Origin of the sequence: Mesorhizobium neociceri (assembly GCF_013520985.1) — a bacterium.
GTDB classification, from domain to species: domain Bacteria; phylum Pseudomonadota; class Alphaproteobacteria; order Rhizobiales; family Rhizobiaceae; genus Mesorhizobium; species Mesorhizobium neociceri.
In genome coordinates this window covers 18247-42875 of the sequence record NZ_JACDTY010000014.1, presented here as the reverse complement: position 1 = coordinate 42875, position 24629 = coordinate 18247, and the positions used below count along the sequence as shown (strand labels likewise).

Annotated in this window: 23 protein-coding genes; 10 read left to right on the top strand and 13 right to left on the bottom strand. The window is 64.1% G+C overall.

Annotated features, from left to right (window positions below; all coding sequences use genetic code 11):
- Nucleotides 1-67: 67 nt before the first annotated feature.
- The 3 genes from H0241_RS24385 to H0241_RS24375 form a co-directional block, all read right to left on the bottom strand.
- Complete coding sequence (locus H0241_RS24385) at nt 68-787, bottom strand: outer membrane protein (protein WP_181060386.1); 720 nt, start codon at nt 785-787, stop codon at nt 68-70.
- Nucleotides 788-1014: 227 nt separating this feature from the next.
- Nucleotides 1015-1980: an AraC family transcriptional regulator gene (locus tag H0241_RS24380; RefSeq protein ID WP_235984448.1), complete on the bottom strand. Its 966-nt coding sequence runs from the start codon at nt 1978-1980 to the stop codon at nt 1015-1017.
- 334 nt (nt 1981-2314) lie between these two features.
- A complete protein-coding gene (locus H0241_RS24375) occupies nt 2315-3325 on the bottom strand; it encodes a zinc-dependent alcohol dehydrogenase family protein (RefSeq protein WP_181060385.1) in 1011 nt (336 codons plus the stop codon).
- 97 nt (nt 3326-3422) lie between these two features.
- Here H0241_RS24375 and H0241_RS24370 point away from each other — a divergent pair, with 97 nt between their 5' ends.
- Nucleotides 3423-4352 carry a LysR family transcriptional regulator gene (locus H0241_RS24370; protein WP_181060384.1) on the top strand — a complete coding sequence of 310 codons (930 nt, stop codon included), beginning with the start codon at nt 3423-3425 and terminating at the stop codon, nt 4350-4352.
- A gap of 27 nt (nt 4353-4379) precedes the next feature.
- Here H0241_RS24370 and H0241_RS24365 read toward each other — a convergent pair whose 3' ends face one another.
- Nucleotides 4380-5138 (bottom strand): slipin family protein, encoded by a 759-nt coding sequence (locus tag H0241_RS24365; RefSeq protein ID WP_181060383.1) that lies wholly within the window; start codon nt 5136-5138, stop codon nt 4380-4382.
- Between the two features lie 72 nt (nt 5139-5210).
- On the bottom strand, nt 5211-6587 hold the full coding sequence (locus H0241_RS24360; protein WP_181060382.1) for an NfeD family protein: 1377 nt from the start codon (nt 6585-6587) through the stop codon (nt 5211-5213).
- Nucleotides 6588-6929: 342 nt separating this feature from the next.
- Between H0241_RS24360 and H0241_RS24355 the strand changes: the two genes are divergently transcribed.
- Entirely contained in the window at nt 6930-7427 is a 498-nt protein-coding gene (locus H0241_RS24355; RefSeq protein ID WP_235984447.1) for a hypothetical protein, read from the top strand.
- Between the two features lie 8 nt (nt 7428-7435).
- On the opposite strand, the gene H0241_RS24350 is transcribed toward H0241_RS24355, so the two are convergent.
- Nucleotides 7436-8092, bottom strand: coding sequence for an NADAR family protein (locus H0241_RS24350; protein WP_235984446.1), 657 nt, complete (start codon nt 8090-8092; stop codon nt 7436-7438).
- On the opposite strand from H0241_RS24350, the gene H0241_RS24345 reads away from it, so the two are divergent.
- The 8 genes from H0241_RS24345 (at nt 8085) to H0241_RS24310 (ending at nt 15836) form a co-directional block, all read left to right on the top strand.
- Nucleotides 8085-8576, top strand: a complete 492-nt coding sequence (locus tag H0241_RS24345) for a hypothetical protein (protein WP_181060381.1) — start codon at nt 8085-8087, stop codon at nt 8574-8576. The genes H0241_RS24350 and H0241_RS24345 overlap by 8 nt on opposite strands.
- Before the next feature lie 152 nt (nt 8577-8728).
- Entirely contained in the window at nt 8729-9331 is a 603-nt protein-coding gene (locus H0241_RS24340; RefSeq protein ID WP_181060380.1) for a CDP-alcohol phosphatidyltransferase family protein, read from the top strand.
- Between the two features lie 41 nt (nt 9332-9372).
- Nucleotides 9373-11154, top strand: coding sequence for a bifunctional alpha/beta hydrolase/class I SAM-dependent methyltransferase (locus tag H0241_RS24335; protein WP_407941772.1), 1782 nt, complete (start codon nt 9373-9375; stop codon nt 11152-11154).
- Between the two features lie 4 nt (nt 11155-11158).
- Complete coding sequence (locus H0241_RS24330) at nt 11159-12505, top strand: phosphatase PAP2/dual specificity phosphatase family protein (RefSeq protein ID WP_181060379.1); 1347 nt, start codon at nt 11159-11161, stop codon at nt 12503-12505.
- Between the two features lie 10 nt (nt 12506-12515).
- A complete protein-coding gene (locus tag H0241_RS24325) occupies nt 12516-12950 on the top strand; it encodes a hypothetical protein (RefSeq protein ID WP_181060378.1) in 435 nt (144 codons plus the stop codon).
- A 3-nt stretch (nt 12951-12953) separates the two neighbouring features.
- Nucleotides 12954-13622: a lysophospholipid acyltransferase family protein gene (locus H0241_RS24320; protein ID WP_181060377.1), complete on the top strand. Its 669-nt coding sequence runs from the start codon at nt 12954-12956 to the stop codon at nt 13620-13622.
- A 39-nt stretch (nt 13623-13661) separates the two neighbouring features.
- Entirely contained in the window at nt 13662-14588 is a 927-nt protein-coding gene (locus H0241_RS24315) for a phosphatidate cytidylyltransferase (RefSeq protein ID WP_181060501.1), read from the top strand.
- A 129-nt stretch (nt 14589-14717) separates the two neighbouring features.
- Entirely contained in the window at nt 14718-15836 is a 1119-nt protein-coding gene (locus tag H0241_RS24310; RefSeq protein ID WP_181060376.1) for a nucleotidyltransferase family protein, read from the top strand.
- 54 nt (nt 15837-15890) lie between these two features.
- Here H0241_RS24310 and H0241_RS24305 read toward each other — a convergent pair whose 3' ends face one another.
- The 7 genes from H0241_RS24305 to H0241_RS24275 form a co-directional block, all read right to left on the bottom strand.
- Nucleotides 15891-17498 (bottom strand): FGGY-family carbohydrate kinase, encoded by a 1608-nt coding sequence (locus H0241_RS24305; protein ID WP_181060375.1) that lies wholly within the window; start codon nt 17496-17498, stop codon nt 15891-15893.
- A gap of 108 nt (nt 17499-17606) precedes the next feature.
- Nucleotides 17607-18335 carry an SDR family oxidoreductase gene (locus H0241_RS24300; RefSeq protein ID WP_181060374.1) on the bottom strand — a complete coding sequence of 243 codons (729 nt, stop codon included), beginning with the start codon at nt 18333-18335 and terminating at the stop codon, nt 17607-17609.
- A 24-nt stretch (nt 18336-18359) separates the two neighbouring features.
- Nucleotides 18360-19619, bottom strand: coding sequence for a sugar ABC transporter permease (locus tag H0241_RS24295; protein WP_181060373.1), 1260 nt, complete (start codon nt 19617-19619; stop codon nt 18360-18362).
- Complete coding sequence (locus tag H0241_RS24290; RefSeq protein ID WP_181060372.1) at nt 19616-20437, bottom strand: ATP-binding cassette domain-containing protein; 822 nt, start codon at nt 20435-20437, stop codon at nt 19616-19618. Before H0241_RS24290 ends, H0241_RS24295 begins: the two co-directional genes overlap by 4 nt.
- Nucleotides 20438-20529: 92 nt before the next feature.
- Complete coding sequence (locus H0241_RS24285; RefSeq protein ID WP_181060371.1) at nt 20530-21594, bottom strand: ABC transporter substrate-binding protein; 1065 nt, start codon at nt 21592-21594, stop codon at nt 20530-20532.
- Between the two features lie 231 nt (nt 21595-21825).
- A complete protein-coding gene (locus tag H0241_RS24280; RefSeq protein ID WP_181060370.1) occupies nt 21826-22710 on the bottom strand; it encodes an AraC family transcriptional regulator in 885 nt (294 codons plus the stop codon).
- A 231-nt stretch (nt 22711-22941) separates the two neighbouring features.
- Nucleotides 22942-24489: a winged helix-turn-helix domain-containing tetratricopeptide repeat protein gene (locus H0241_RS24275; RefSeq protein WP_181060369.1), complete on the bottom strand. Its 1548-nt coding sequence runs from the start codon at nt 24487-24489 to the stop codon at nt 22942-22944.
- Nucleotides 24490-24629 lie beyond the last annotated feature (140 nt).

The window sequence follows — 24629 nt, the reverse complement described above, 5'->3', positions numbered from 1 at the left end:
TGGAGCAGATGCGCTTCAAGCAACCAAAACCCCGGGGCGCACCCGGGGTTTTGTTCAGTCCGTCAGATCAGAACTTGTAGCTGAGGCCAGCCCGGACATCGTGCGTCTGCAGATCGACGCTCGTCGCCGTGGGAAGACCGGCTGCTATCGAGAGAGCCTGGCTGCCGAAGTCGGAGTAGCGATATTCGACCCGCGCGATCCACCTGTCGGTGAAGGCGTGCTCGACGCCGGCTCCAACCGTCCAGCCGATATGGGTCTCGTCGTGGAATGGTATTTCAATGGCGCCGCCGCCGCCACCGACGCCGATCGCAGTCACTTCATACTTTGCCGCAGCCACGCCGGCAGCGATGTAGGGCAAAGTCCGATCGAAAGCGTAGCCCGCTCGCAGCCGCGCCGCACCCGACCACTTTAGTTCGCTCTTAAGCAATGTACTGAAACCACCGCCGCCACCGGCATCGAGGGGCATCACTCCATCTGCCTTATTATACGTAAGGTCAGCCTCGGCGCCGATGACGAAGCGGTTCGCCATTTCGTAATTGGCGCCGATATGGATACCGCCAATAAAACCGTCTGGATCGAGGGGAAGGTTGAGGTCGGTGGCCCCACCGATGCCGCCGCCGGCGATGAAGAAATCGGATCTTCCGGCTGCATAGCCGATGTGAACGCCGGCATAGAGGCCGGTCCAGTCGTAGGCGGAGGCAACAGGCGAGGTTTCACCGATGTCCGCCGCGCACGCCATGCCGACAGGCGCGAGAATGATAGCTGTCGCGAGAAGAATTGTTTTCATTGTCAATTTGCTGCCTCAGAAATGTTGCGTTCCCCGCCGCGGAAATGCTTCGCGGAGATCCAGCTGTTGTCGACGCCCCGGTGTTGCATTGTCCGTCGGCCGCGTCTTGGGCTGAGCCGCACCCGAATTGTCGTGGAGCGCGCCGCAGCACTTTCTCGGCCGGTGTGGCCATTCAGCCGCAGTCGATTGTCGCGCCATGCATTTGGCGGGACTCGTGGCCGGTAAGACTACCTGGCGCCGCTCGGCGTCGAGCCGAAGCGGCGGCGGAAGCAGCGATTGAAATAGGAGACATCGGAGAAGCCGCTGAGCAATGCGATCTCGCTGATCCGCATCTGGTCGTTGCGCCTGTCGGAGAGCATTCTATGGGCTCTCTGCAAGCGCGATTCGAGAATGCGCTCGGCAAAACTCATCCCGGTTTCCTGCAGGAGATCATGGACATAGCGCACGGAGAGCCGCAGTTGCTGGGCAACGCTCTGGGCCGAAATGGCGGGATCGGCGAAATTGTTCCGCATTTTTTGCAGGATGGCCTGGAGCCTTGCAGCGCGTAGGCCGCGCAACCCAGCCAGCTCGGCGTTTTCGCCTTTCGCGCCGGTCGCAAGGCCGATCAGATCGACGACCGTTTCGGTGGCATGGGTGACAAGATCGGGCGAGACCAAGGCGGGGCCTGCTTCCAGAAAGCGGCAATAGCGCTTGAGCATATCGAGCGCCTCATTGTCGGCTCCGATGGTCAACGCCAGCCGGTCGTCGACATGGGCGAAGGCTTTCTCCAGTACGTCGCGGGGGACCACCACATTCGCCCAGATATTCTTGTCGCCGCCGGTCATTTGCAGCGCTTCCGAAGCCGAGACCAGCGCTGCTTCGCCCTTGCCGACATGATAGTCGCGACCGACCTGGGTGCCACTCAGTATCGTATCGCCATTGTTGACCAGCAGCAGATAGCCGTCACGGCCGTCGGCGGCGATGTTGCTCGCCCTGCGGCTGGCATGCTTGATCGTCCCGGCCATCTGGCCGAGCACCAGCGGCCCGACGGGCGTGGCTTCCATTGCCGCTTCGAACGGCAGATTGCCGGAAATGGCATATTCCACCGACCATATCTCCGCGACATGGATGTCCTGCCAGAGCGCGAACCGTGCCTGGTGGCCGAGCTGCGGAGGCAGGTCGGCCGATGAGAAGACGTTCTTTTTCAAGGGCAACTGGGCCTTTTCTGCGCGCGCGTCTTCACTTGGCAGTTCTATGTATTTTACCAGTCCACCGCTTGTCCAGAGCGAGCAATATTTATGCCGCGTGCGGCAATTTCACTGCTGTTCTAGACAATAATTCGCCCGAACTTTATCGGTATGCCCAGCAGAATTTCCAAAATACTCGGAAATACCGGTGGGAATCAGCGCGGTGGACCGCGCCTGGGATGGGTAGGACTGCCAATTTCCCTCACAAAAAACGCCACCCTCGGCTCCTCCTTGGCGCGCCGCAGCCGCTACGCCTCGGCCTGCTGGCAGGGGGCGGCCAGGCGCAAACCTCACCCTTCCATCACCACTCCAAGGCAAACACCAGCTTGCCGAAGTGCAGGCCGCCGGCGGCCATGTGGGTGTAGGCTTCGGACGCTTCATGCTGTGAAAACACCTTGTCGACGACCGGTTCGATCCCGGCGGCGCCGATGGCGCGGGTGGCGTCCTTGAGGTCCGACACCGACCCGGTGTTGTTGCCGATCACCTTCAGCGCCTTGATGATGATCGGCAGCAGGTTGACGGTCGCCTCGGCGCCGGTGACGAAGCCGATGGTGAACAGCGTGCCGCCAGGCGCCGTGGCGTTGACGGCGCGGGCGAAGGTGGCGGTGCCGCCGGTCTCGACGACGAGGTCGGCGCCGAGGCCGTCGGTCAGTTCCAGCACCTTGCCGTCCCAATCCGGGGTCGCGCGGTAATTGATCAGGTGATCGGCGCCGAGCGCCTTGGCGCGCTCCAGCTTCTCGTCCGACGAGGAGGTGATGATGACGGTGGCGCCGGCCGCCTTGGCAAGCTGCAGGGTGACGATCGAGACACCGCCGGTGCCGAGCAGCACGACCACCGAGCCCGGCCCGATATCGGCGGCGCGGACGGCGTTCCATGCGGTGGTGCCGGCGATCGGCAGCGTGGAGGCTGCCTCGAAGGAGAGATACGCCGGGATCGGCACGATCGAATTGGCCGGCAACGCGACATATTCGGCGAGCGATCCGGGCAGCGAGACGCCACGCATCTCTCTCATCTCGTAAGGACGCGGCCGGCCGCCGATCCAGCGCGGCTTGGCATGGGCGACGACGCGATCGCCGACGGCGTATTTGGTGACGCCCTCGCCGAGCGCGACGATCTCGCCGGCGCCGTCGGCGATGGGAATGAGCGGGAAGCTCGGGCCGGGATAATTGCCGCTCGCCACCGCGACATCGACGAAGTTCAGGCTCGCCGCGCGCTGGCGGATCAGCACCTCGCCGCGCTGCGGCTCGGGGGTGGCGACAGAGGCGGCGCGGAAGGCGTCCAGCCTGGGCTGGCTGAGTTCGATGGCTTTCATGGTTTCACTCCGGTGAGACGATTGATGGGTTGAGTGAAGCTAACTGCTGCGCTATTCCTCGATAATCCTTGGTTTTTACATTTGAGTATTGCGTATTATGCCGCAATCCTATGAGCCGGCCACGCTTGCCGAAATGGCGGCCTTCGCTGCCATCGCCGAGGCGCGCTCCTTTACCAGGGCGGCGGCACGGGTTGGGCGCGACGCCACCATCCTGTCGCGCCGCCTGCAATCGCTGGAAGAGCGGCTCGGTGTCAGGCTGCTTCACCGCACGACGCGCAGCGTGTCGCTGACCGAGGCGGGCGCGGAGTTCCTGGTGCGCGTGCGCGCCATCCTCGCTTCGGTCGACGAGGCAGAGGCGGCCGCGTCCGCGCATGCCGGCGGCGGGCCGCGCGGCCTGCTCAGGCTGGCGCTGCCCGGTACGTTCGGGCGCATGTGGATCGGGCCGCTGCTGCCTGAATTCCTCGCCGAATTCCCCGATGTGCGCATCGAGGCCGAGTTCTCCAACCGCTTCGCCGATCTCGTCACCGAGAATTTCGACGTCGCCGTGCGGCTCGGCGCGCTGGAGGATTCGCGCCTGGTGGCGCGCAAGGTAGCGACGCGGCGCCGGCTGCTGTGCGCCGCGCCCGCCTATCTCGCCCGCCATGGCAGGCCGGAAACCCCCCAAGCATTGCTCGAACATTCCTGCCTGGGCTTCAGCGGGTTCCAGAGCTTCCCGGCCTGGGAGATGACTGACCGCGAGGGCCACCGTGTGCGCGTCGAGGTGTCGGGGCCGCTCGTCACCGACGATGCCGAGGTGCTGGTCGAGGCCGCCGTGCAAGGCGTCGGCCTGATGATGAGCACCGACTGGCTGGTCGGGCGCGAGCTCGCCGACGGACGGCTGGTGCCGATCCTGGAGGATTGGACGCTGGCCGACGAAGGCGCGGTCTACGTCGTCATGCCGTCAACCAAGGGCCAAGCCGCCAAGACCCGCGCGTTCGCCGACTGGATCGGCAAGCGCTTTTCGCCGGAGCCGCCGTGGAGGGCGTGAAGTTGCCGCAACGCTCCCGCTCCTCCCCTACTTCCCCTGCCCCTTCATGAACTGGCTCAGCAGGTCCACCGGCAGCGGGAACACCACCGTGGACGAGCGCTCGCCGGCGATATCGTGCAGGGCTTCGAAATAGCGGAGTTGCATGGCCTGCGGCTCGGCCGCCAGCATCCGGCCCGCCTCGACCAGCTTGGCCGCCGCCTGTTGCTCGCCATCGGCGTTGATCACCTTCGCGCGCCGCAGCCGTTCGGCCTCGGCCTGCTTGGCGATGGCGCGGATCATGCTCTCGTTGAGATCGACATGCTTGATCTCGACATTGGAGACCTTGATGCCCCAGGCATCGGTCCGCTGATCGAGGATCTCCTGGATATCGCTGTTGAGCTTGTCACGTTCAGCCAGCATTTCATCGAGCTCGTGCTTGCCGAGTACCGAGCGCAGTGTGGTCTGCGCCAGCTGGTTGGTCGCGGCCATGAAGTCCTCGACCTGGATGATCGCCCGCTCGGCGTCGACGATGCGAAAATAGAGCACCGCGTTCACCTTGACCGAGACGTTGTCGCGCGAGATCACGTCCTGCGGCGGCACGTCCTGGACCACCACCCGTAGATCGACCTTCACCATCTGCTGCACGAAGGGGACCAGGATGATGAGGCCGGGCCCCTTGACCCCGGTGAAGCGGCCGAGCGTGAAGACCACGCCGCGCTGGTATTCCCTCAGGATGCGAATGGCCGCGGACAGGAACATGACCACGACAAGCGCCAGAACGAGATAGGCCACATAACCGATGCTCATTGCCTTGCTCCATCATCAGAACATGCCGCCCAAAAAGTGCGCAGCGGTTTGGGACATGCTCAAAACAAAGACTCACCTCCGGCGCCGTACCGTCAGCACGAGGTCCTTGACCTCGGCCACCTCGACGCTGTCGCCCGGCGCAAGGGGTTCGTCGGCCTTCGCCCGCCAGCGCTCGCCCTGGGCCAGCACATGGCCCTCGCCTTGCGACCAGTCGAGGATCTCGGCCGGCAGTCCGTGCATGGCCTGCGCGCCAACGCGCGGAAGGCTCCTGCGCGCCGTCCACAGATAGCTGCCGGTCAGCAGCGCCAAGCCAAGCGTCAAGGCAGCGGCGGCGCCGATGACGGCCCACGACATCGCGAAGCCGGGGCCTTCGACCTTGAGCAGCATGGCTGCCCCCAGCAGAAAGGCGCTCACGCCTCCCAGCCCGAGCACCACGGTGGGGTTGAAGGCCTCGACGATGAGGAAGGCGATGCCGAGCAGCATCAAGGCAAGGCCGGTATAGTTGACCGGCAACAGATTGAGTGCATAGAGCCCGAGCACGAGGCAGATCGTGCCGATCACGCCCGGCGCGACCGCGCCCGGGCTGGTGAACTCGAAGACGATGCCGTAGACGCCGACCAGCATCAGGACGACGGCGATGTTGGGATCGGTGATGACGGCGAGAAGCCGGATGAACCAGCCGGGGTCGAGCGTCTCGACCGGCAGCCCTTTCGTCGCCAGTACCTGCTTCTTGCCTGACACCTCGACCGTCCGCCCGTCGGCCAGCTGCAGCAGTTCGGTCGTGTCGCGGGCGACGAAGTCGATGACATGTTCCTGCAGCGCCGCATTGGCCGAGAGGCTCGCCGCCTCTCGCACAGCCTTTTCGCCCCAGTCGGCATTGCGCCCGCGCAGTTCGGCCAGCGAACGGATCAAGGCAACCGCGTCATTGGTCACCTTGGCCATCATTGCATCGCCCTCCGGCGGTGGTCCGGTGGCGTTCTTCTGGTCCTTGCCGGTGTCCTTGTCGCCGCCGGGACCGGGAAGAGATGGCAGCGGCCCGCCGAGTTCGATCGGCGTTGCCGCCCCCAAATTGGTGCCGGGCGCCATCGCCGCCACATGGGTCGCGTAAAGGATGTAGGTGCCGGCGCTGGCCGCATGGCCGCCGGCCGGCGCGACATAGCCGATGACGGGAACCGGCGAGGCGAGGATGTCGGCGATCATCTCGCGCATCGAGGTGACCAGCCCGCCGGGTGTGTCGAGCTGAAGGATGAGGACCTCGGCGTCCCGCTTGGCGGCGACATCAAGCGCCTCCTCAAGCTGCCTGGTGCTTGCCGGACCGATGGCGCCGTCTATCTCGACGCTCAACGCAACCCTCTCCCGGCCGCTCGCCTCTCCGGTTGCGGTAGAGGGACAAACGACCACAGCGGCCACGAAAGCCGCGGCAAGAAGGGCTACATGCGCGAGTTTCACGCTCAAAGCTCCATGGATTCAATATGGGTTGTATTTTGGCGAAGTCCATGAGGAGGCATTGGCGAGACGGTTGAGCGCGCAATCTCCCCCCTCGTGGGGGAGATGGCCGGCAGGCCAGAGGGGGCTGTCCCCCGCACATTTCAACAAATTGCAACTGCGCCCTACGTCAGGTCGTCGCAGAAAAGTAACTGATAGGCCGGCATTCCTTCGCGCCCCCTCTTCCGGGCATCTCCCCCACGAGGGGGGAGATTGCGCGCTCAGCCGTTTTCGCCAATTATCAGCGTAACGGCACGGCATCACTTATTCGGTGCTGCGGATGCCTCGGTGGCCTGGGAGGCAATCATGAGAGGCAGATTGACGAAACTCATCGTGGTCGTCGCGGCCGCACTGCAGGCCATGCAGCCGGCATTTGCGGCGCCGTGCGGCTGGACCGCGAAGATGGAGGAAGACGAAGGCGGCAGCGTGCTGACGGCCTCGGTGTGCGGCGGGCCGAAAGCCGATGCGCATCTGATGTTGGTCTGTTTCGACAAGCCGATGCTGAGCTACGATCTCGGCGCCGCCAGCCAGCAGCTGGAGCCCGGCATCAGCGCTTCCTTCACCTTCAAGGGCGGCGACAAGACCGTGACCAAAAAGCTCGACCTCGAGGCGATGTATAATTATTTCACGCTGGAATTGTCAGGCGCGACCGACCCCCTGCTCGCTTTGCTGCGCGGCAAGGGCGACGTCACGGTTACGGCCGACAAATATGGCGAGAACAGCTTTCCGCTGACCGGCTCGAGTGCCGCCATTGGCAAGGTGCTGGCGCAGTGCGGCAAAGGTTCAGCCGGCGACGCAGACTGAAGCCTCCCCTACTTTCGACCGCGCAGCCGGTCGCGCGCCTCCATCAGGGCGAAGCCAAGCAGGTTTTCGCCGCGCCACAACAGCGGATTGCCCGCGCGCTCGTCATCGGCGGCCAGGCCAATGCCCCAGATCCGGTCGACCGGGCTCGCTTCGACCAACACCTGATCGCCGGTCGAAAGCAGAAACGCGCCGAGCGCCTCGTGCTGGCGGAATTTCTCAAAACTCCCCTCGGTGACGAGGCGGTATTTCTCCGCATCCCACCGCGCCGCATCGAAGCGGCTGACTTGCCGTCCGAGCTGCTTGGCCTGCCTGGGGCTGCCCGCGCTGAGGATCTGCGTTGCCGTCTGATCGTCGCCGAACAGGCGCGCCTTGCCGGCCATCATCCAGTGTTCGGCCGTCGGATAGGTCAAGCCATCGACGCTGAACGGCGCCGGCCACCACTGGCTGAGGCAGGACGTGGTGATGCGTCCGTCCTTCGACGGCTGGTGTCCCCAGAAGAACAGCAGCTTCGCGCGGGATTTTGCGCGGAAGGCTGCTTCGAGCCACGAACGGTCGTAGGTCATGGGAGCGCCTTTGAGTCCTCGGATATTTGACCCATGTCCGCGACCAATCGAATTCGCTAAAACCGAGTCTGACGAGAAATCTGGATACAACAGAATGAACATTCCGGACAGCATGAAGGCCGAGCTGGGAGCCAGGAACAATGGCGACGGCATCGATTTGCAAGGCTGGGTTTGCTGCGAGGGCCGATTTGCGCTCGCGGTAGGATACAGCACCGTCTTCTGGCCGGAGTTCACAGAGTTCGAAGGCTACGTGCTGATAAAAGGGTTCAGCGAGGAGGGTCTGAGAAGTTTCGAACACAACCCCAAGGCCACACGAGAATCCGTCGAAGCGGTGATGAACCACCTGCACATAGCCGACATTCAGGCCTACGCCACCGCCGACATCTCGCGCGACAAGCTGGTGTTCCTCGGCTCGATCCTCAAGGAGATCTACCAGGCCAAGCTGCAGTGGCAGTTTCCGAACCGAAGGTTTGTCGTCGAGTTTTTCACTCCCGATTCCGAAGACCTGCCCGATTCCGAAGATCTGTATGACTATCAGCTGACTTTCTGGCAGGCAGATCAAGAGCAGCAAAGTCAAAGTGTGTGACCTTGGCCCCAATTCATCAAGCTGTGTAGATCGGATTTGAAGGCGCCACCTCGCCCTCGCCGGTGTAGAACCCCTCCCCGCCCCTTGCGTCTCACCCCGCGATTGACCAATCTCGCCGACACTGTCATGAGCCGCGGTCGGGGGGATCGCATATGCCTACGCTCTATGCACTGAAACCGGCCTTTCAGGCCAGGTTGCGGCCGCTGGCCGACCGGCTGGCCGGCGCCGGCGTCACCGCCAACCAGATCACGCTTCTCGCCGCCGCGCTGTCCATCGCCACCGGCCTGGTGGTCGTCGCCCTTGCCGGCTATCCCTTGGTTTTCCTTTTGATGCCGGTGGTGCTGTTCGTGCGCATGGCGCTCAACGCCATTGACGGGATGCTGGCCAGGGAACATGCACAGGCCTCAAAGCTCGGCATGTATCTCAACGAACTCTGCGACGTCGTCTCCGACCTGGCGCTGATCCTGGCCTTTGCCACGCTGTTCCCGGCCTGGGGCGTCGTCGCCTTCGCCATTGCCGCCATGCTTGTAGAGTTCGCCGGCGTGCTCGGTGTCGCCGCCGGCAGCGGGCGCAACTATGCCGGGCCGTTCGGCAAGAGCGACCGGGCGCTGGCGCTCGGCGTCATCGCCTTCCTCATCGCCTGCGGCCTATGGGTCGACGCGATCGCGCCCTTTGTGTTTCCGGTCTTGGCTACACTGTCCGTGGTAACCGCCATCAACCGGATACGCGGCGGCCTTAGAGCGGGCGGCACCTGATGCCGAAGCGTCAGCAGCCCGACCGCCAGGGGGAAACCATGATCCACCAGACCATCGCCGCAGCAGCACCGGCAACCCTCGAGCGCGTGGCGCAAGAGCGCACCTTCAAAACTCACGACGGCACCGAGATCTTCTACCGATGCTGGCCGGCTCTTGGGCCGACGCCCAAGGGCGCGATCCTGCTATTCCACCGCGGTCACGAGCATGGCGGCCGCATGGCGCATCTGGTCGACGAACTCGCCATGCCCGATCATGCCTTCTACGCCTGGGACGCGCGCGGCAATGGCCGCTCCGCCGGCGAACGCGGCTATGCCCCATCCTTTGCCGCCCTGGTGCGCGACATCGACTGCCTGGTGCGAGAGATCGGCCGGGATGGTTTTGGCCAGCACGACATCGCACTGATTGCGCAATCCTTCGGCGCGGTTCTCGCCGCCGCCTGGGTGCATGACTATGCGCCCGACATCCGCGCGCTGGTGGTGGCTTCGCCGGCCTTTTCGGTGAAACTCTACGTGCCCTTCGCCAAGGAGGGCATTGCACTGTGGCAGAAGCTCAAGGGCCGCTTCTTCGTCAATTCCTACGTCAAGGCAAAGTTCCTGACGCATGATGCCGAGCGCATCGCTTCCTTCGATGCCGATCCGCTGATCACCCGGCCGATCGCGTCCAACATCCTGGTCGAACTCTATGACCACGCCGCCCGCATCGTCGCGGACGCCCGCGCCATCACCGTGCCGACGCAGTTGCTGATCTCTGGTAGCGATTGGGTGGTGCGGCACGCACCGCAGCACGAATTCTTCGTCAATCTTGGTAGCAGCGCCAAGGAGCGGCATGTGCTGCCCGGCTTCTTCCACGACACGCTGGGCGAGCGCGATCGTAAGCAGGCGCTCGACCTGATCCGGCCGTTCCTCGAAAAGCAGTTCGCAGCGCCGGAGAAGACGATCGACCTGACCTCAGCCGACCGCGTCGGCTACACCCGCGACGAGGCCGAGAAGCTGGCCTCGCCGCTGGCGCTGCTGTCGCCAAAAGGCCTTTACTGGGCGATGAGCCGCGCCTCGATCCGCATAGGCGCCTGGCTGTCGTCGGGCATGAAGACGGGCATTGCCACCGGCTTCGATTCCGGCTCGACGCTCGACTATGTCTACGAGAACGAGGCGCGCGGCACCGGCTTCATCGGCCGCATGATCGACCGCACCTTCCTCGACGCTATCGGCTGGCGTGGCATCCGCCAACGCAAGCTGCATCTGGAAGAGCTGATCGGCAACGCCGTCGCCAGCCTGAAGGCTGGCGGCCGCCCCGTCCACATGCTCGACATCGCCGCCGGCCATGGCCGCTATGTGCTCGATGCCGTCGCCAAATGCGCCGAACCGCCGGCGAGCGTGCGCCTGCAGGACTATTCCGAGCTCAATGTCGGACTGGGCTCGAAACTCATCGCCGAGCGGAATCTGCCGACCAGCGTGACCTTCCACCGGGCCGACGCCTTCGATGCCAAAATGCTGGCCGGGCTGAGGCCGGCGCCGGACCTCGCCATCGTCTCCGGCCTCTACGAATTGTTCGCTGACAATACGATGATTTCGCGCTCGCTCGGTGGACTGGCCAGCGCCATGCAGCCCGGCAGCCTGCTGATCTACACCAACCAGCCATGGCATCCGCAGCTGGAGATGATCGCGCGCAGCCTGACCTCGCATCGCGGCGGCCAGGCCTGGGTGATGCGGCGGCGCACGCAAGGCGAGATGGACCAGCTGGTGACGGCGGCCGGTTTCGAGAAGATCGACCAGCGCATCGACCAATGGGGCATCTTCACCGTTTCAGTCGCACGGCGCGTCTGAAACGATGGCCCTGCCTGCCACCGACCCTGCCCCTGCCCCGTCGCGGGAACCTTATTCCGGTATCGTGCTGAGGGCCGCCCTTTGGCTGGCCCTGCTGGCGCCGTTCTTCTATTCGACCTATGGCTTTGCCAACTGGCTGGCATCGCGGCGCGGTCATGTCGGCAGCATCGTATTTGCCTGGGAACATGCCATCCCGTTCCTCGCCTGGACGATCGTGCCCTACTGGTCGATCAATCTTTTCTACGGCCTGTCGCTGCTACTCAACACGAGCAGGCGCGGCGTCGACCGTCTCGCCGGCCGCTATCTCACGGCACAGATCATTGCCGTCATCTGCTTCATCCTGTTTCCGCTGACGGCGACCTTCGTACGGCCGACAACCACCGGCCTGCCGGGTTTTCTCTTCGCGGTGCTCGGCGGTTTCGACAAACCGTTCAACCAGGCGCCATCCCTGCACATCGCACTCCTGATGATCATCTGGGATCACTGGCGTCACGTTATCGCACGCCACCGTCTCGGCGCCATTCTCGGACCCGTCTGGCACGTCTGGTGCTTTCTCATCGGCGCTTCGGTGATGACGACCTGGCAGCATCATTTCATCGACATTCCGACCGGCGTGCTGCTAGGTCTTTTTGCGCTGTGGCTGTTTCCGGGCAAGGGCGAATTGCCTTTCTGGGGCTTCCGACCGACCACCGACCCAAAGGCGCGCCGACTGGCGGGATATTATGCGCTCGGTGCCGCCCTCGCCCTGGCGGCCGCTGCCGCGGGCGCCTTCTTCTCCGCCGTCTCGCTCATCCTGCTATGGCCGTCGCTCGCGTTGGCCATCGTCGCCTTCGCCTATGCCGGGGCCGGCGCCAAAGTGTTCCAGAAGGCAGCCGATGGCAGCGTCTCGCTTGCCAGCCGCATCCTGCTCCTGCCCTACCGGCTTGGCGCCCGGATCAATGTGTGGGCATGGACCCGCCGACTGACGCCGCAAGCAGAGATCACCGACGGCGTTTTCTTCGGCCGGTTTCCCACCGCCGGCGAAGCCAACCGCTTCGGCACGGTGATCGACCTTGCCGGCGAGCTGGAACGGCCACGCGGCGTGACCTGCCGCTGGATCAGCTATGCCGTGCTCGACCTCGTGGAGCCGCCGCATGATCGGCTGGAGCGGGCGGTGGCGGCGATCGAGCTGGCGCGCCGGCGCGGCACCGTGCTGGTCTGCTGCGCGCTCGGCTTCCAGCGCAGCGCCGCCATCATCGCCGACTGGCTGGTGGTGACCGGGCGCGCGCACACAGCCGCACAGGCGCGCAAGAAACTCGCCGCTTCGGGCAGGCCTGTGCATCTTCACAGCGGGCTGGAAGAACCAACATGAGTGGACCGGCATGAACGACGAGGCCTATCACGACAAGGTAGAGGCTTTCGCCGCCGGGCTGATGGTGCAGGCGGTGTGGCCGATCCTGCTGGTGGTGGCCGCCGTGATGGCGGCGCCGGTCATCGGCCTGGTGACCGGACCGCAGACGACCGCGCTGTCGGCGGCGGCCTGGCTGGTCGCGGCGGCGAGTGCCATGATCACGCTGGCTCTTTCGGCGTTGCTTTTATTCGACGCGCTGCTGTTCCGGCTGATGGCCAGCCACGCCAGCGAAGCCGCCGGCGGCGCCGTGGTCGACGATGTACTGGCGCGCATGCGCCTGAAGCCCACCCCTGCCGGCGGCCGCTCGCTCGACCATCGCATGGCAGGCACACGCCGCCTGCTGACAAGGCAGCGCATGGCGCTCGCCGTGTTTGTGGCGGCATCCCTTTTCGCAGCGTTTGTTTGAGCCATGACAAAACTTCACCTGCGCGCCAACACCTTCACCTTGCTGCAGACGGTGACCTCGGTCGGCCTGTCGGCGGCGGCCTGGGTGGTGACCGGTGTGCGGCCAATCTGGAACGGCAGCCAGCCTTCGGAGCGGCAGCGCATCTACTTTGCCAACCATGCCAGCCATGGCGATTTCATCCTGTTGTCGGCCTGCCTTAGCGAGAAGGTGCGCGCACGTACGCATGCCGTCGCGGCGGCCGAATATTGGGGCAAGTCGCGGCTGCGCCGGTTCATCGCCGAGGACATGCTGTCTTCCGTGCTCATCCACCGGCAGTGGACCGACGAGACGCAGAACCCGATCTCGATCATGCTGTCGGTGCTCGATGACGGCCATTCGCTGATCCTGTTTCCGGAGGGCACACGCAACACGACGGAGGCGGATCTGCTGCCGTTCCGCTCCGGTCTCTACAATCTGTCGATGGCGCGACCCGACGTCGAACTCATCCCGTGCTGGATCGAGAACATGTCGCGCGTGCTGCCCAAGGGGCAGTTCCTGCCGGTGCCGCTTCTGTGCCGCGTCGTCTTCGGCCCGCCGGTGGCGATAAGTCCCGGCGAAGAGCGCCGCGCTTTCCTTGAGCGCGCGCGCCAGACGCTGCTGTCGCTCGATCCGCGCCCCGATCGAGACGACTAGCCATGACTACACAAGAGACTTCGCATGACACTGCCGCCAATGCATGAAACCGTCATCCTGCTGGTCGGCCTGGTCGGCGTGCTGACAACGGCGAGCATCGTTGCCGGCATCCTATCGTGGCGGGCGCCGAAGCCGCTGCCCTCGACGCTCGTCAACCTCAACCAGCGCATCAACGCCTGGTGGGTGATGGTGGTGGCGATCACTGTCGCGTTCTTCTTCGGCCGCACCGGCATGACCATCCTGTTTGCGCTGATCTCGTTTGCAGCGCTGCGCGAATTCGTGACGCTGACGCACAGCCGGCGCAGCGATCACTGGGTGCTGCTCGGCATGTTCGGCATCATCATCCCCTTCCAGTACTGGCTGGTGTGGACCGCCTGGTATGGGCTGTTCACCATCTTCATCCCGGTCTACTGCTTCCTCTTGATGCCGGCGATCACGGCGCTCAACGGCGACACCGAGCGCTTCCTTGAGCGCGTGTCGGCGCAGCAATGGGCGGTCATGATCTCCGTCTACTGCGTCAGCCATGTTCCGGCGCTGCTGACGCTCAACGTGCCCGAAGGTCGCAATCTCCTGCTCATCGCCTTCCTGATCATCACCGTGCAAGGCAGCGACGTGCTGCAATACATTTTCGGCAAGCTGTTCGGCCGGCATCTGCTGTCGCCCTCCGTCTCGCCGTCAAAGACCTGGGAAGGGCTGATCGGCGGACTGGTCGCGTCGAGCCTGCTCGGTGCGTTGTTGTCGTTCCTGACGCCGTTCTCGCCGCTGGCGGCGGCAGGCGTCGCCTTCATCGCCTGCCTGATGGGATTTCTCGGCGGGCTGGTCGCGTCGGCCATCAAGCGCGACCAGGGCGTCAAGGACTGGGGCCATTTGATCGAGGGCCATGGCGGCATGATGGACCGCGCCGACAGCCTGGTCTTTGCCGCCCCCGTGTTCTTCCACATCGTCCGCTATTTCTGGACGGTGTGAGGGGGAGCTTGGTTTGCCGACACCGAAATCGGAGAGTTGTTACCGCTCTCGCGAAAGCGGTAACAACTATGATGGCGCCAAACGCTGGAATGTGTTATTACCCTTTTCGCGAAAACGGTAACAACGCGCATGCAGCAGATTCCTCTGACTTACCAGACACTCTATTCGGAGCTCGCACAGCGATCGCTCGACGCCTCCTTTACGACGGAGTTCAACATCGACGGCAGGTTTGTCGCCGCCGAGGTGAAAGGACGCCGCTATTGGTATTTTGACGTACCCAATTCTGGCGGCAACAAGACACGGACATATGTCGGCCCGGTCGACGATCCTGAAATCACCAAGAGGGTCGAAAATTTCAAAGACCTGAAAGCCGATATGAGAGAGCGGCGAAAACTGGTTTCGACGCTCGTCCGCGAGGCCTATTTGCCGCGACCAGAAGGCAAGACCGGTGATGTTGTACGGGCACTTGCCGAAGCAGGCTTCTTCCGGCTCCGCGGAGTTCTGATAGGCACCGTCGCCTATCAATGCTATCCAGCCGTCCTTGGTGTTCGCCTGCCGAGTACATCGATGGTCACAGGCGATGCTGACTTCGCGCAGTTTCATTCGATTTCGGTGGCCGTTGACGACAAGATGCCGCCTGTGCTCGATACGCTGAAGACCGTCGATCCGACATTCCGGGAAATTCCACATCAGGCCGACGGTCGCTTCACCACAAAATATTCGTCTCGGTCGGGATACAAGGTCGAGTTCCTGACACCGAATACCGGTTCGGCCGACTACGAGAGTCATCCGACACCCATGCCCGCGCTTGGCGGCGCATCAGCGCAGCCCCTGCGGTTTCTCGATTTCCTGATACATCAGCCCATCCGGGCAGTTCTCCTTCACGGGGCCGGCATACCAGTGAACGTACCGGCGCCCGAACGATACGCCATCCACAAGCTCATCGTCGCCAGCCGCCGTCGGACGGACAAGGATGGTACCGCAAAAAGCCGTAAGGATAAGATCCAGGCCGCCACCATTATGGAAGCTATGATCGAACAACGGCAAACAGAGGACCTTGCCGACGCTTTCATGGAGGCATCCGACCGCGGTCCCGCGTGGAAGGAGGCCATTCGAAGAAGCTTGTCCGAGATCGACGATCGCGAGAGAGACACGGTTCAGGCAGCACTTGCCCGCGGCATCCAAAAGCTGGGGAGAGACCCTGCGGAATTTGACTTCGGAGGCGCAGCGGCCACCCCAAAACCGTAGAGCTCTGCGATGGCAGGGTTACTGGACCGTCATCAGGTCTAGTATTCCCGCCGCTCAATCGCGGATCGCGCGTCCCGCCTGCTGCAGCAGTTCGAAGGCTGCGAAGCGTCTGTCGTGCCACGGCACGAGATTGCCGCCGGCCGGGCGATAGATGTCGCCGATGCGCGACATTGCAGTCATCGCCGCGATCACGTCGGGATATTTTTGCGCCGCCACCGCCGCCAATATGGCCGAGCCGAGCAGCACAGGTTCGGGCGAGGTCGAGCCGGCCACGGTCAGCCCCGTCGTGTCGGCCAGCAGCTGGCGCACCAGTTCGCTTTGCGCCGCGCCGCCGCTGACCACGATGGTGTCGATGGCGATGCCTTTGTTGGCCATCGCCGCAAGGATCTGGCGCACGCCATAGCCGATGCCCAGCAGGCCGGCGACATAGAGCGCGACGAGACTGTCGAGTGACGTGTCCATGCCCAGTCCGGCGATGAGCGCCTTGGCCTCGGGGTCGGCGAAGGGCGAGCGGTTGCCGAGGAATTCCGGCACGACATGCAGCCCTTCGGCAAGGTGCGCTGCCGAGGATATGTCGGCCGCGTGCTTTGTCGCTTGTTGGCCAAGCCAGGCCGCGAGGCTGAGCCCTTCCGCTTTGGCTTTCGCGGCGGCTTCTGCTGCGGCCGGATGCAAACCGATGAGATGGTCGATCGCGGCACCTGCCGCTGACTGGCCGCCTTCGTTGAGCCAGAGCCCCGGCACCATCGAGGAGAAGTACGGACCCCAGACGCCGGGCACGAAGGCCGGTTCGCTGGTGCTGGCCATGGTGCAGGCCGAGGTGCCGAAGACATAGGCCATGCGCGACTGCAGCGTGCCGACGGAGCCCTGGCCGCCGACCGTTCCGACGCCACCGGCATGCGCATCGATCAGGCCGGCTGCGACCGGCGTTCCCGGCAGCAGGCCGAGATCGGCGGCGGCCGCTTCGGTCAGGCCCTTCGCCAGCGCGGTGCCGCCCTCGACCACTTCGGTGCCGATTCGGACAAAGCCTTCGTCGGCTAGCGCGCCCAAGCCAATGGCACGGAAATAGGCGTCGTCCCAGCGCCGCTCATGGCCGAGATAGGTCCATTTGCAAGTGAGCGTGCAGATCGAGCGGGCCAGGCTGCCGGTCGAGCGCCAGGTCAGATAGTCGGTGAGGTCGAAGAAATGCTCGGCTGCAGCGAAGGTGGCGGGCAGGTTCTCGCGCAGCCACAACAGCTTAGGCGTTTCCATCTCCGGCGAGATGGTGCCGCCGACATAGTCGAGCACGGCGTGCTTGCCGTCATTGATGCGCTGCGCCTGTTCGAGCGCGCGGTGATCCATCCAGACGATGATGTTGCGCTGGCTGTCGCCGGACCGGCCAACCGGCAAAGGCGCGCCCCCCTGCCCGACGACGACCAGCGAGCAGGTGGCGTCGAAACCTATGCCGGCAATGTCACGTCCGGCGAGCCCTGACTTCGTCACGGCCTCGCGCACACTGGCGCACACCGCGCGCCAGATGTCCTCGCTCGACTGCTCGGCGATTTCACCGGGCTCGAGGAAAAGCGCGATGTCTCGCTTCGCCGAGGCGAGCATGGTGCCCTTGATATCGAACACCCCCGCCCTGGCGCTGCCGGTGCCGACGTCGATGCCGAGGAAGTGGGGCATGGGGAGAACCTCAAGGAATTGGCGAATAGCGAATAGCGAATAGCGAATAGCGAATAGCGAATAGAAATTGCGCCCCTATTCGCTATTCGCTACTCCCTATTCGCTCTTTCACAAATCATTGCTCTGCGGCAGGATCACCAGATCCCTAATGGTGACATTCCGTGGCCGCGTCAGCATGAACATCACGGCTTCGGCGACCTCGACCGGCTGAATCAGGCCGCCCTTGGTCAGTTCATCATCAAGCTTATCCTTCGGCCAATCGCTGATCAGCGCCGTCACCACCGGCCCCGGCTGCACCGCGCCGACGCGCAGGCCGTGCGGGGCGACCTGCCGGCGCACGGTGTGGACGAAGGCCTGCACGGCATGCTTGGAGGCGGTGTAGATCGGCTCCCAGACCACCGGCACCAGCCCGGCGATCGAAGAGGTGACGATGATGTCGCCGGTCTTGCGTTCGACCATATGCGGCAACACGGCGTGCACCGAGCGGAACACCGCGTTGATGTTGAGGTTCAGCACGCGGTCCCACACATCGGGATCGCCGTCGAGCACCGGGCCGCCGACATAGGCGCCGGCATTGGCGTGGAAGATGTCGAGCTGGCCGGCCTTCTCCAGGATTTGCGGCATCATCGTGGCGACGCTGGCCGGCTTCATCAGATCGATCACCAGCGGGATAGCGTTGGGGCCGAGCTCGGCGCAAACGCTCTTCAATGCGTCTTCGGCGCGATCGACGAGCACGACGCGGACGCCGGCGGCAATCAGCGCTCTCGCGCATTCCAGCCCGATGCCCGACGCAGCGCCGGTGATCGCCGCGACTTTTCCACTCAAATCCTGAGCCATTTTATCCTCGAATTATGATTGCGTTCAGGCGCGGCCGTGGGAAACCCGCGAGCGGCGTGCCAGGGAGTCGACGATGACCGCGATCGCCAGCACGGCGCCGGTGATCATGTAGCGAAGCGACGATGACAGATCGAGCAAGGTCAGTCCGCTGGCGATCGACTGGATGACGATGATGCCGAGCAGCGCGGAGTAGGCGCTGCCGCGGCCGCCGAACAGGCTGGTGCCGCCGATGACAGCCGCCGCGATGGCATTGAGGTTGACGTCGCCGGTGCCGGCCTGCTGGCTGGCAGAGGCAAGGCGTGCCGCCGACAGCACGCCGCCGAGGGCGGCAAACATCGAGCACATGACGAAAGCACTGAGATAGATGGAGCGGACCTTGATGCCGGCGCGGCGCGCCGCTTCGCGGTTGCCGCCGACAGCAGTCATCGAGCGGCCCCATTGGGTGCGGGTCAGCGCATAGTTCATCGCCACCACCAGCCCGACGAACAGGCCGAACATCCACGGTATGCCGCGCGCCTGGTTGAGATAGCCGACAATCAGCTCTAGCAGGATGGTCAAGGCGGCGACGCGCACGATGAGACCGCCGACCGACGGCGCCGACAGATTGACGGCGCGACGGCGGCTGACGGTGCGCAGGCCGGTGATCAGCATGACGATGCCGGGAACAGCGGCCAGCGCATAGGACAGCCAGTCCGGCATGACCAGCAGCTGGCCGAAATTCACCAGGTTCGAGCCATAGGGCAGATTGATCGAGCCGGTAGAGCCAAGAATATAGAGCTGCAGGCCGAGAACGGCGAGCAGGCCGGCCAGCGTCGAGACGAAGCTCGGCATGCCGAGCCGGTTGAACAGCAAGGCATAGAGCGCGCCGATGAAGCCACCGACGGCGAGCGCGGCGACAATGGCGAGCGCCACCGGCCAGCCCTGGTTGACCCACAGCGTGCCGACCATGGCCGAGGCAAAGCCACTGATCGAGCCGACCGAAAGGTCGATCTCGCCGACCATCAGCACGCAGACGATGCCGAGCGCGATGACGCCGACGGTCGAGCAGTCGAACAGCAGATTGACGAGGTTGCTCGACGAGACGAACACCGGATTAAGCGCAGTGAACACGCTCCAGATGATGACCAGGCCGACGATCACCGGCAACGAGCCGAGGTCGCCGGAGCGGACGCGGTCGAAGAAGGCGCTGATCGCGCCACCGACCCCGGCCTGGTGCTTGACGCGCACGTCGCTGCGGTCGAGCGCCGTCGACGCGGAGGTGTCCTGCTTGGGCTCCGAGCTCATGGCCGCTGCTCCTGTGATTGCGCCTGTGCTGCCTTGCGCCGTTCGGCGCGGCGCGACACCGCATTGTTGGCGGCGCCGGTGATGGCGCTGACCAGTTCCTGGTTCGAAGCGTCGGGTTCGAAGACGCCGTTGTTGCGGCCGAGTCTGAGCACGACAATGCGGTCGGCGACGGCGCGCACGTCTTCCATATTGTGGCTGATCATCAGCACACCGAGACCGCGTTCACGGACCCGGTCGATGAGGTTCAGCACCTCCGCCGTCTGGGCGACGCCAAGGGCGGCGGTCGGCTCGTCGAGCAGGATGACCTTGGGATCGAGCAGCAGCGAGCGGGCGATTGCCACCGTCTGGCGCTGGCCGCCGGACAGCGAGGCAACAGCTTCGCGCACGCTTGGAATGCGCGCCGACAATTCGTTGAGCAGCGTCCAGGCGCGGATCTCCATCGCCACCTCGTCCAGCCGCAGCGGGTTGAGCTCCTTGCCGAGAAAGATGTTGGCGACGACATCGAGGTTCTCGCACAGCGCCAGATCCTGGAAGACGGTGGCGATGCCGAGCGTCAGCGCAGCGCTCGGGTCGGGCATGGTCACTTGCTTGCCGCGGAAATCGATGGTGCCCGAACTCGGCTGGTGGACGCCGGCCAGGATCTTGACCAGCGTCGACTTGCCGGCGCCATTGTCGCCGACCAGCGCCACCACCTCGCCGGCATGGACATCGAGATCGATATCGGTGAGCGCCGAAACGGCGCCGAAATTCTTCGAGATGCCGCGCAGGCTGAGCACCAGCTCGCCTGCCGAAACCGGTCCGTCAGAGATGTCAGACATTGTGGCAAACCTTTCCGGATGACCGGTCAAGAGTGACTGCGAACTTCCGGCCGCCGCAAGGGCGGCCGGAAGGCAGGATCAGGATAGTCCGATCAGTTGGTGATGCCGAGCTTCTTGCAGCCTTCGGCGTAACGATCGACGCAAAGCTCTTCGGCGGTGTTGATCTTCTTGTCGATGATCTCGGCCTTGAGGTTTTCCTGCGTCACCACCGCCGGCGTGAACAGCTGCGAGGGGGTGTCGTAGAGGGTCATTTCGGCCTTCGGCGTCTCGCCCGAGAGGAGCTGGACGGCGACGTTGGCGGCAGCCGCGGCCACGATCTCGCTCGGCTTGGAGATGGTGTTGTACTGGTCGCCGGCGATGATCAGCTGCAGTGCGGCGATGGTCGCGTCATTGCCGGTGACCGGCGGCACCGGATCGACGCCGGCAGCCTTGAAGGCGGCGATGGCGCCACCGCCGGTGCCGTCATTGGCGGCGACAACGCCGACGATCTGCGTGGAAAAGCGGGTGATCTGGCCGCTTGCCCATTGCTGCGCCTTCGGCGGCGCCCATTCCGGCGTGTCGAATTCGGCCAGGATCTTGTAGCCGCTGTTGTCGAGGCTGGAATGAATGCCCTTCTTGATCAGGCCGGCGGCCGCGTCGGTGGGCGAGCCGTTGATCTGCAGCAGGCCGCCGCTGGCCGGATCGACCTTCAGCGCCTTGAGGTGTTCGACCAGCGAGTCGGCAATGGCCTTGCCGATGCCTTCATTGTTGAACGAGACGTAGAAGTCGGCCGGTGCTGTCGGGATCGGGCGGTCATAGGCGATGACCTTGACGCCCTGGCTCTGCGCCAGCTTGACCAGCGAGGCGGCGGCTGTGGAGTCGACCGGGTCGAGCACGATCGCCTTGGCGCCCTGCGAGATCACAGAATTGAACTGCTGCTGCTGGCGCGAGGCGTCGGCATCGGCGTTCTGGTAGATCACCTTGCAGCCGGGGCAGAGCTTTTTCATCTCGGCGGCAAAGCCGGGATAGTCGTGCTGCTCGTAGCGCGTCGACGCCTGGTCGGGCATCAGGAAGGCGACCGTGGCGTCGGTAACAGGGGCGGCAAAAGCGGCGGTGCCGCCGAGAAGCGAAAGCGCCAGCGCTGCGGCACCGGCTGATTTCCAAGCAAATCTGGTCATTCTGATATCTCCGTTTCAAGGAATGTTTCACGAAGCCCTGCCACCACATGGCGCGCCGGGCCTTGACTGCAAGTCGAACTGTTGCGAGGAATGACGACGCACTTGATCCGTGCTGCGCATCCTCTTGATATCGCTGGATTTCAGGACAAGCGATCTCCAGCACGGGGCACCTCCAACGCACCCCGCGTCCTTTCTTCCCAAAATGTCTAAAGCTCCTCCCGGTCCTCCCTGTTAGGCGGCAATCTCCGCACTGATGTTTTCCGCCAGCAAGGCCCTGAAGCGCGAAGGCGACATGCCTTTCTGCGTCAGGAACTGGCGGTTGAAATTCGAGATGTTGTTGTAGCCGGCGGCGTAGCAGATCTCGGTGATCGGCATGTCGGCCTCGCTCATCAGCAACTGGCAGGCGAGGTTGATGCGCAGCCGGTTGACATACTGCACCAGCGCCATGCCGGTGTGGCGGCGGAAGCTGCGCGAAAACGCGCTGGGGCTGCGCCCGGCAATTGCCGCCAAATCGCTTTCGCTGAATGGCTCGGTCAGATTGGCGTTGATGTAAGCAAGCGCCTTGTTGACGCCGGCCGACATGAAGCCGGAGGGATCGGGCAGATAGCTGGCGCTGGTCAGCGTCCGCACATCGGCGGCGCGGCTCAAAATGTCGATGAGCTCCATGAACAGCGCAATGCGGCGCACGCCTTGCGCCTCGACCAGTTCGGCCAGCACAGGTGCGGCGAGTTCAGCGGTGGCCGTGGAGAACAGCGCGCCGCGGCGGCTGAGCTCGAGAATGTTTTCACAACCGGCAAGTTCTGGCAGCGCGGTGGTGGCGTCGGCGATGAACTCTTGCGAGAATTGCACGACGCGGCCACGCAGCGGCACACTGGTGCCGGCCGGCACGTCGCTTACCCAGTTGTGCGGCAGGTTCGGACCGGTGAGAACGAGATTGCCGGGCTCGAACTCGCCGATGAAGTCACCGACGAAATAATGACCTGTGGTCGCGACGACGTGATGGATTTCGTATTCGGGATGGAAGTGCCAGCGCACGGTATGGAAGGGATAGCCGTGGGCCCAGGCCTTGAACGACTCGCCACGTCTGATCTGGACGACTTCCAAGTCCGGATTCATCTTGGTTCCTCCCGGCGCCGGTCCGGTCATGCGACCAGTTGCAGTGCCCTCTCCCGCAGGCCGCGTTTGCCGCTCTCTGCAGTGATCAAAGCTTAGGCGGCAATCCTTGCCGCCGCCACCACGGTGTGTCCACCTCACTGATACTTTTTTGACATTTTTGCGGTCAAGGCAACGCAGTTGCGAACAGGGCGGCGTTTCCTGCGGCGCACCTGCGCCCCGGCAAGTGGTCCCCTACTCCGGCACTCCGAGGCTTCTCAGAGCTTTTTCGTGTCGGTCGAGAATTTCAACTCTAAAGGGCATCGAGTCGCGAACCGCCCGTAAGGTGAGTTCCGGATATTCGTGGCGACAACGCGCCATATGCTGCTGGGCCTCGTCAAGGCGTCCCGCTTCGACAAGGGCCGGGATCAGCGTACGCAGAATCCACAACGCATTCGGATGCTCCGCCAGGACACGCAAATACAGGTCCGCCGCCTGACCGGGCCGCCGAGCGCTGAAATGCACGACAGCCATGCCCAAATGGCAGGTATAAACCATGGGATCGAACGGCCCCAATCGCAACGACCGCTCGAAGCATTCGACCGCCCGCTCGACCTCGTCTCTGTAGGCTGCAACCCAGCCGCTCCTGTTCCAGGCGAAGGCCGAATTGGGATCGATCGAACACGCCTTTTCAAGCAGCGCGCCCGCAGTGACGAAATTGCTCGACACGGTGTGGGCAGCGCCGAGCACGGCGAGGGAAAATGGATCGTCACCGTTGAGTTCGGCAGATCGCTCCGCCAGCTCCAGCGCACGGCGCCGGTCGGCCTCCGGCGAGGTCGACCAACTGTAGATTCTGCGCTGCGCATGGCACCAGGACAGCAGCGACAGGGCCAGCGGATAGTCGGGATCGCCCAGCAAAGCCTTCTCTAGCGCCTCGATGGCGATCGCGTTGTCCTGGCGGCCGAGCGCCCAGACATGCGGCAGGGCGCGCATCACGAGATCGTAGGTCTGCAGGTCGCCCGGCCGCTTGCGGCGCACACGCTCGATTTCCGCCATCTGGATCGACGGCAGAATGGCGCCCGCGACACCCGCCGTCACGTTGTCCTGCAGCGCAAACGCTTCCGCGATGTCACCCTTGAAGCCTTCCGCCCAGATCAGGCTGCCGGTCTCTGCCTCGACCAGCCTGGCCGAGATTCGGAGCTGATCGAGTTGCCGACGCACGCTTCCTTCCAGCACGTAGCGCACGCCGAGCTCGCGGCCGATGCGCGGCAGGTCGAGCGCCTGGCCGCGGTAGGCAAAGGCCGAGTTGCGCGACATGACGAACAGTCCGCGAATGCGCGCCAGCGCCGCCGTGATCTCCTCCACCGTGCCGTCGGCGAGGTAGGATTGCTCCGGGTCCGACGACAGGTTCTCGAACGGAAGCACGACGATCGACGGCTTGTCGGGGAGCTGAGGCGACGGACGCATATCGACAGATTGCGATCCCTCCAGTACTTCGCCGGGTAACATGTAGCCACGGCGCGGCATGGTGCGGATCAGCGTCTGCTCCTTGTCGCCCAGTGCGCGCCGGATATCGCTGATGCATTGCGTGAGCGAATCTTCGGTGACGATCACGTCGCTCCACACCGCACGCAGAAGCTCGTCCTTCGACACCATCCTGCCGAAGTTGCGGATAAGAAAAATCAACAGATCGAGCGATTTCGGCCGCAACGCGATCTCGCCAGAACCGTCGCGCAACACGCCGGCGCGCGTGTCGAGGCTGAAGCCTGCGAAGCGGTAGATCGGCTGTGGCTCAGCGTTCATTGCGACTGTCTGCTCCCCCGCAATTTTCAGGACTACGTCAGCATTCTTTCAGGCCGCTTTCCGGACACGCGTTTCGAAGAGGCGCAATCTCGCACTCAACGATGAAGGTGGCAAGAAACCGAAGCCGCAACAGGAGGCAA

What these genes read in the sequence shown, in the direction of transcription:
- H0241_RS24385 (WP_181060386.1), bottom strand. Translation starts at nt 787, where the DNA reads ATGAAAACAATTCTTCTCGCGACAGCTATCATTCTCGCGCCTGTCGGC.
- H0241_RS24375 (WP_181060385.1), bottom strand. Translation starts at nt 3,325, where the DNA reads ATGAAAGCCATCGAACTCAGCCAGCCCAGGCTGGACGCCTTCCGCGCC.
- H0241_RS24370 (WP_181060384.1), top strand. Translation starts at nt 3,423, where the DNA reads ATGCCGCAATCCTATGAGCCGGCCACGCTTGCCGAAATGGCGGCCTTC.
- H0241_RS24365 (WP_181060383.1), bottom strand. Translation starts at nt 5,138, where the DNA reads ATGAGCATCGGTTATGTGGCCTATCTCGTTCTGGCGCTTGTCGTGGTC.
- H0241_RS24355 (WP_235984447.1), top strand. Translation starts at nt 6,930, where the DNA reads ATGAGAGGCAGATTGACGAAACTCATCGTGGTCGTCGCGGCCGCACTG.
- H0241_RS24345 (WP_181060381.1), top strand. Translation starts at nt 8,085, where the DNA reads ATGAACATTCCGGACAGCATGAAGGCCGAGCTGGGAGCCAGGAACAAT.
- H0241_RS24350 (WP_235984446.1), bottom strand. Translation starts at nt 8,092, where the DNA reads ATGTTCATTCTGTTGTATCCAGATTTCTCGTCAGACTCGGTTTTAGCG.
- H0241_RS24340 (WP_181060380.1), top strand. Translation starts at nt 8,729, where the DNA reads ATGCCTACGCTCTATGCACTGAAACCGGCCTTTCAGGCCAGGTTGCGG.
- H0241_RS24330 (WP_181060379.1), top strand. Translation starts at nt 11,159, where the DNA reads ATGGCCCTGCCTGCCACCGACCCTGCCCCTGCCCCGTCGCGGGAACCT.
- H0241_RS24325 (WP_181060378.1), top strand. Translation starts at nt 12,516, where the DNA reads ATGAACGACGAGGCCTATCACGACAAGGTAGAGGCTTTCGCCGCCGGG.
- H0241_RS24320 (WP_181060377.1), top strand. Translation starts at nt 12,954, where the DNA reads ATGACAAAACTTCACCTGCGCGCCAACACCTTCACCTTGCTGCAGACG.
- H0241_RS24315 (WP_181060501.1), top strand. Translation starts at nt 13,662, where the DNA reads ATGCATGAAACCGTCATCCTGCTGGTCGGCCTGGTCGGCGTGCTGACA.
- H0241_RS24310 (WP_181060376.1), top strand. Translation starts at nt 14,718, where the DNA reads ATGCAGCAGATTCCTCTGACTTACCAGACACTCTATTCGGAGCTCGCA.
- H0241_RS24305 (WP_181060375.1), bottom strand. Translation starts at nt 17,498, where the DNA reads ATGCCCCACTTCCTCGGCATCGACGTCGGCACCGGCAGCGCCAGGGCG.
- H0241_RS24300 (WP_181060374.1), bottom strand. Translation starts at nt 18,335, where the DNA reads ATGGCTCAGGATTTGAGTGGAAAAGTCGCGGCGATCACCGGCGCTGCG.
- H0241_RS24295 (WP_181060373.1), bottom strand. Translation starts at nt 19,619, where the DNA reads ATGAGCTCGGAGCCCAAGCAGGACACCTCCGCGTCGACGGCGCTCGAC.
- H0241_RS24290 (WP_181060372.1), bottom strand. Translation starts at nt 20,437, where the DNA reads ATGTCTGACATCTCTGACGGACCGGTTTCGGCAGGCGAGCTGGTGCTC.
- H0241_RS24285 (WP_181060371.1), bottom strand. Translation starts at nt 21,594, where the DNA reads ATGACCAGATTTGCTTGGAAATCAGCCGGTGCCGCAGCGCTGGCGCTT.
- H0241_RS24280 (WP_181060370.1), bottom strand. Translation starts at nt 22,710, where the DNA reads ATGAATCCGGACTTGGAAGTCGTCCAGATCAGACGTGGCGAGTCGTTC.
- H0241_RS24275 (WP_181060369.1), bottom strand. Translation starts at nt 24,489, where the DNA reads ATGAACGCTGAGCCACAGCCGATCTACCGCTTCGCAGGCTTCAGCCTC.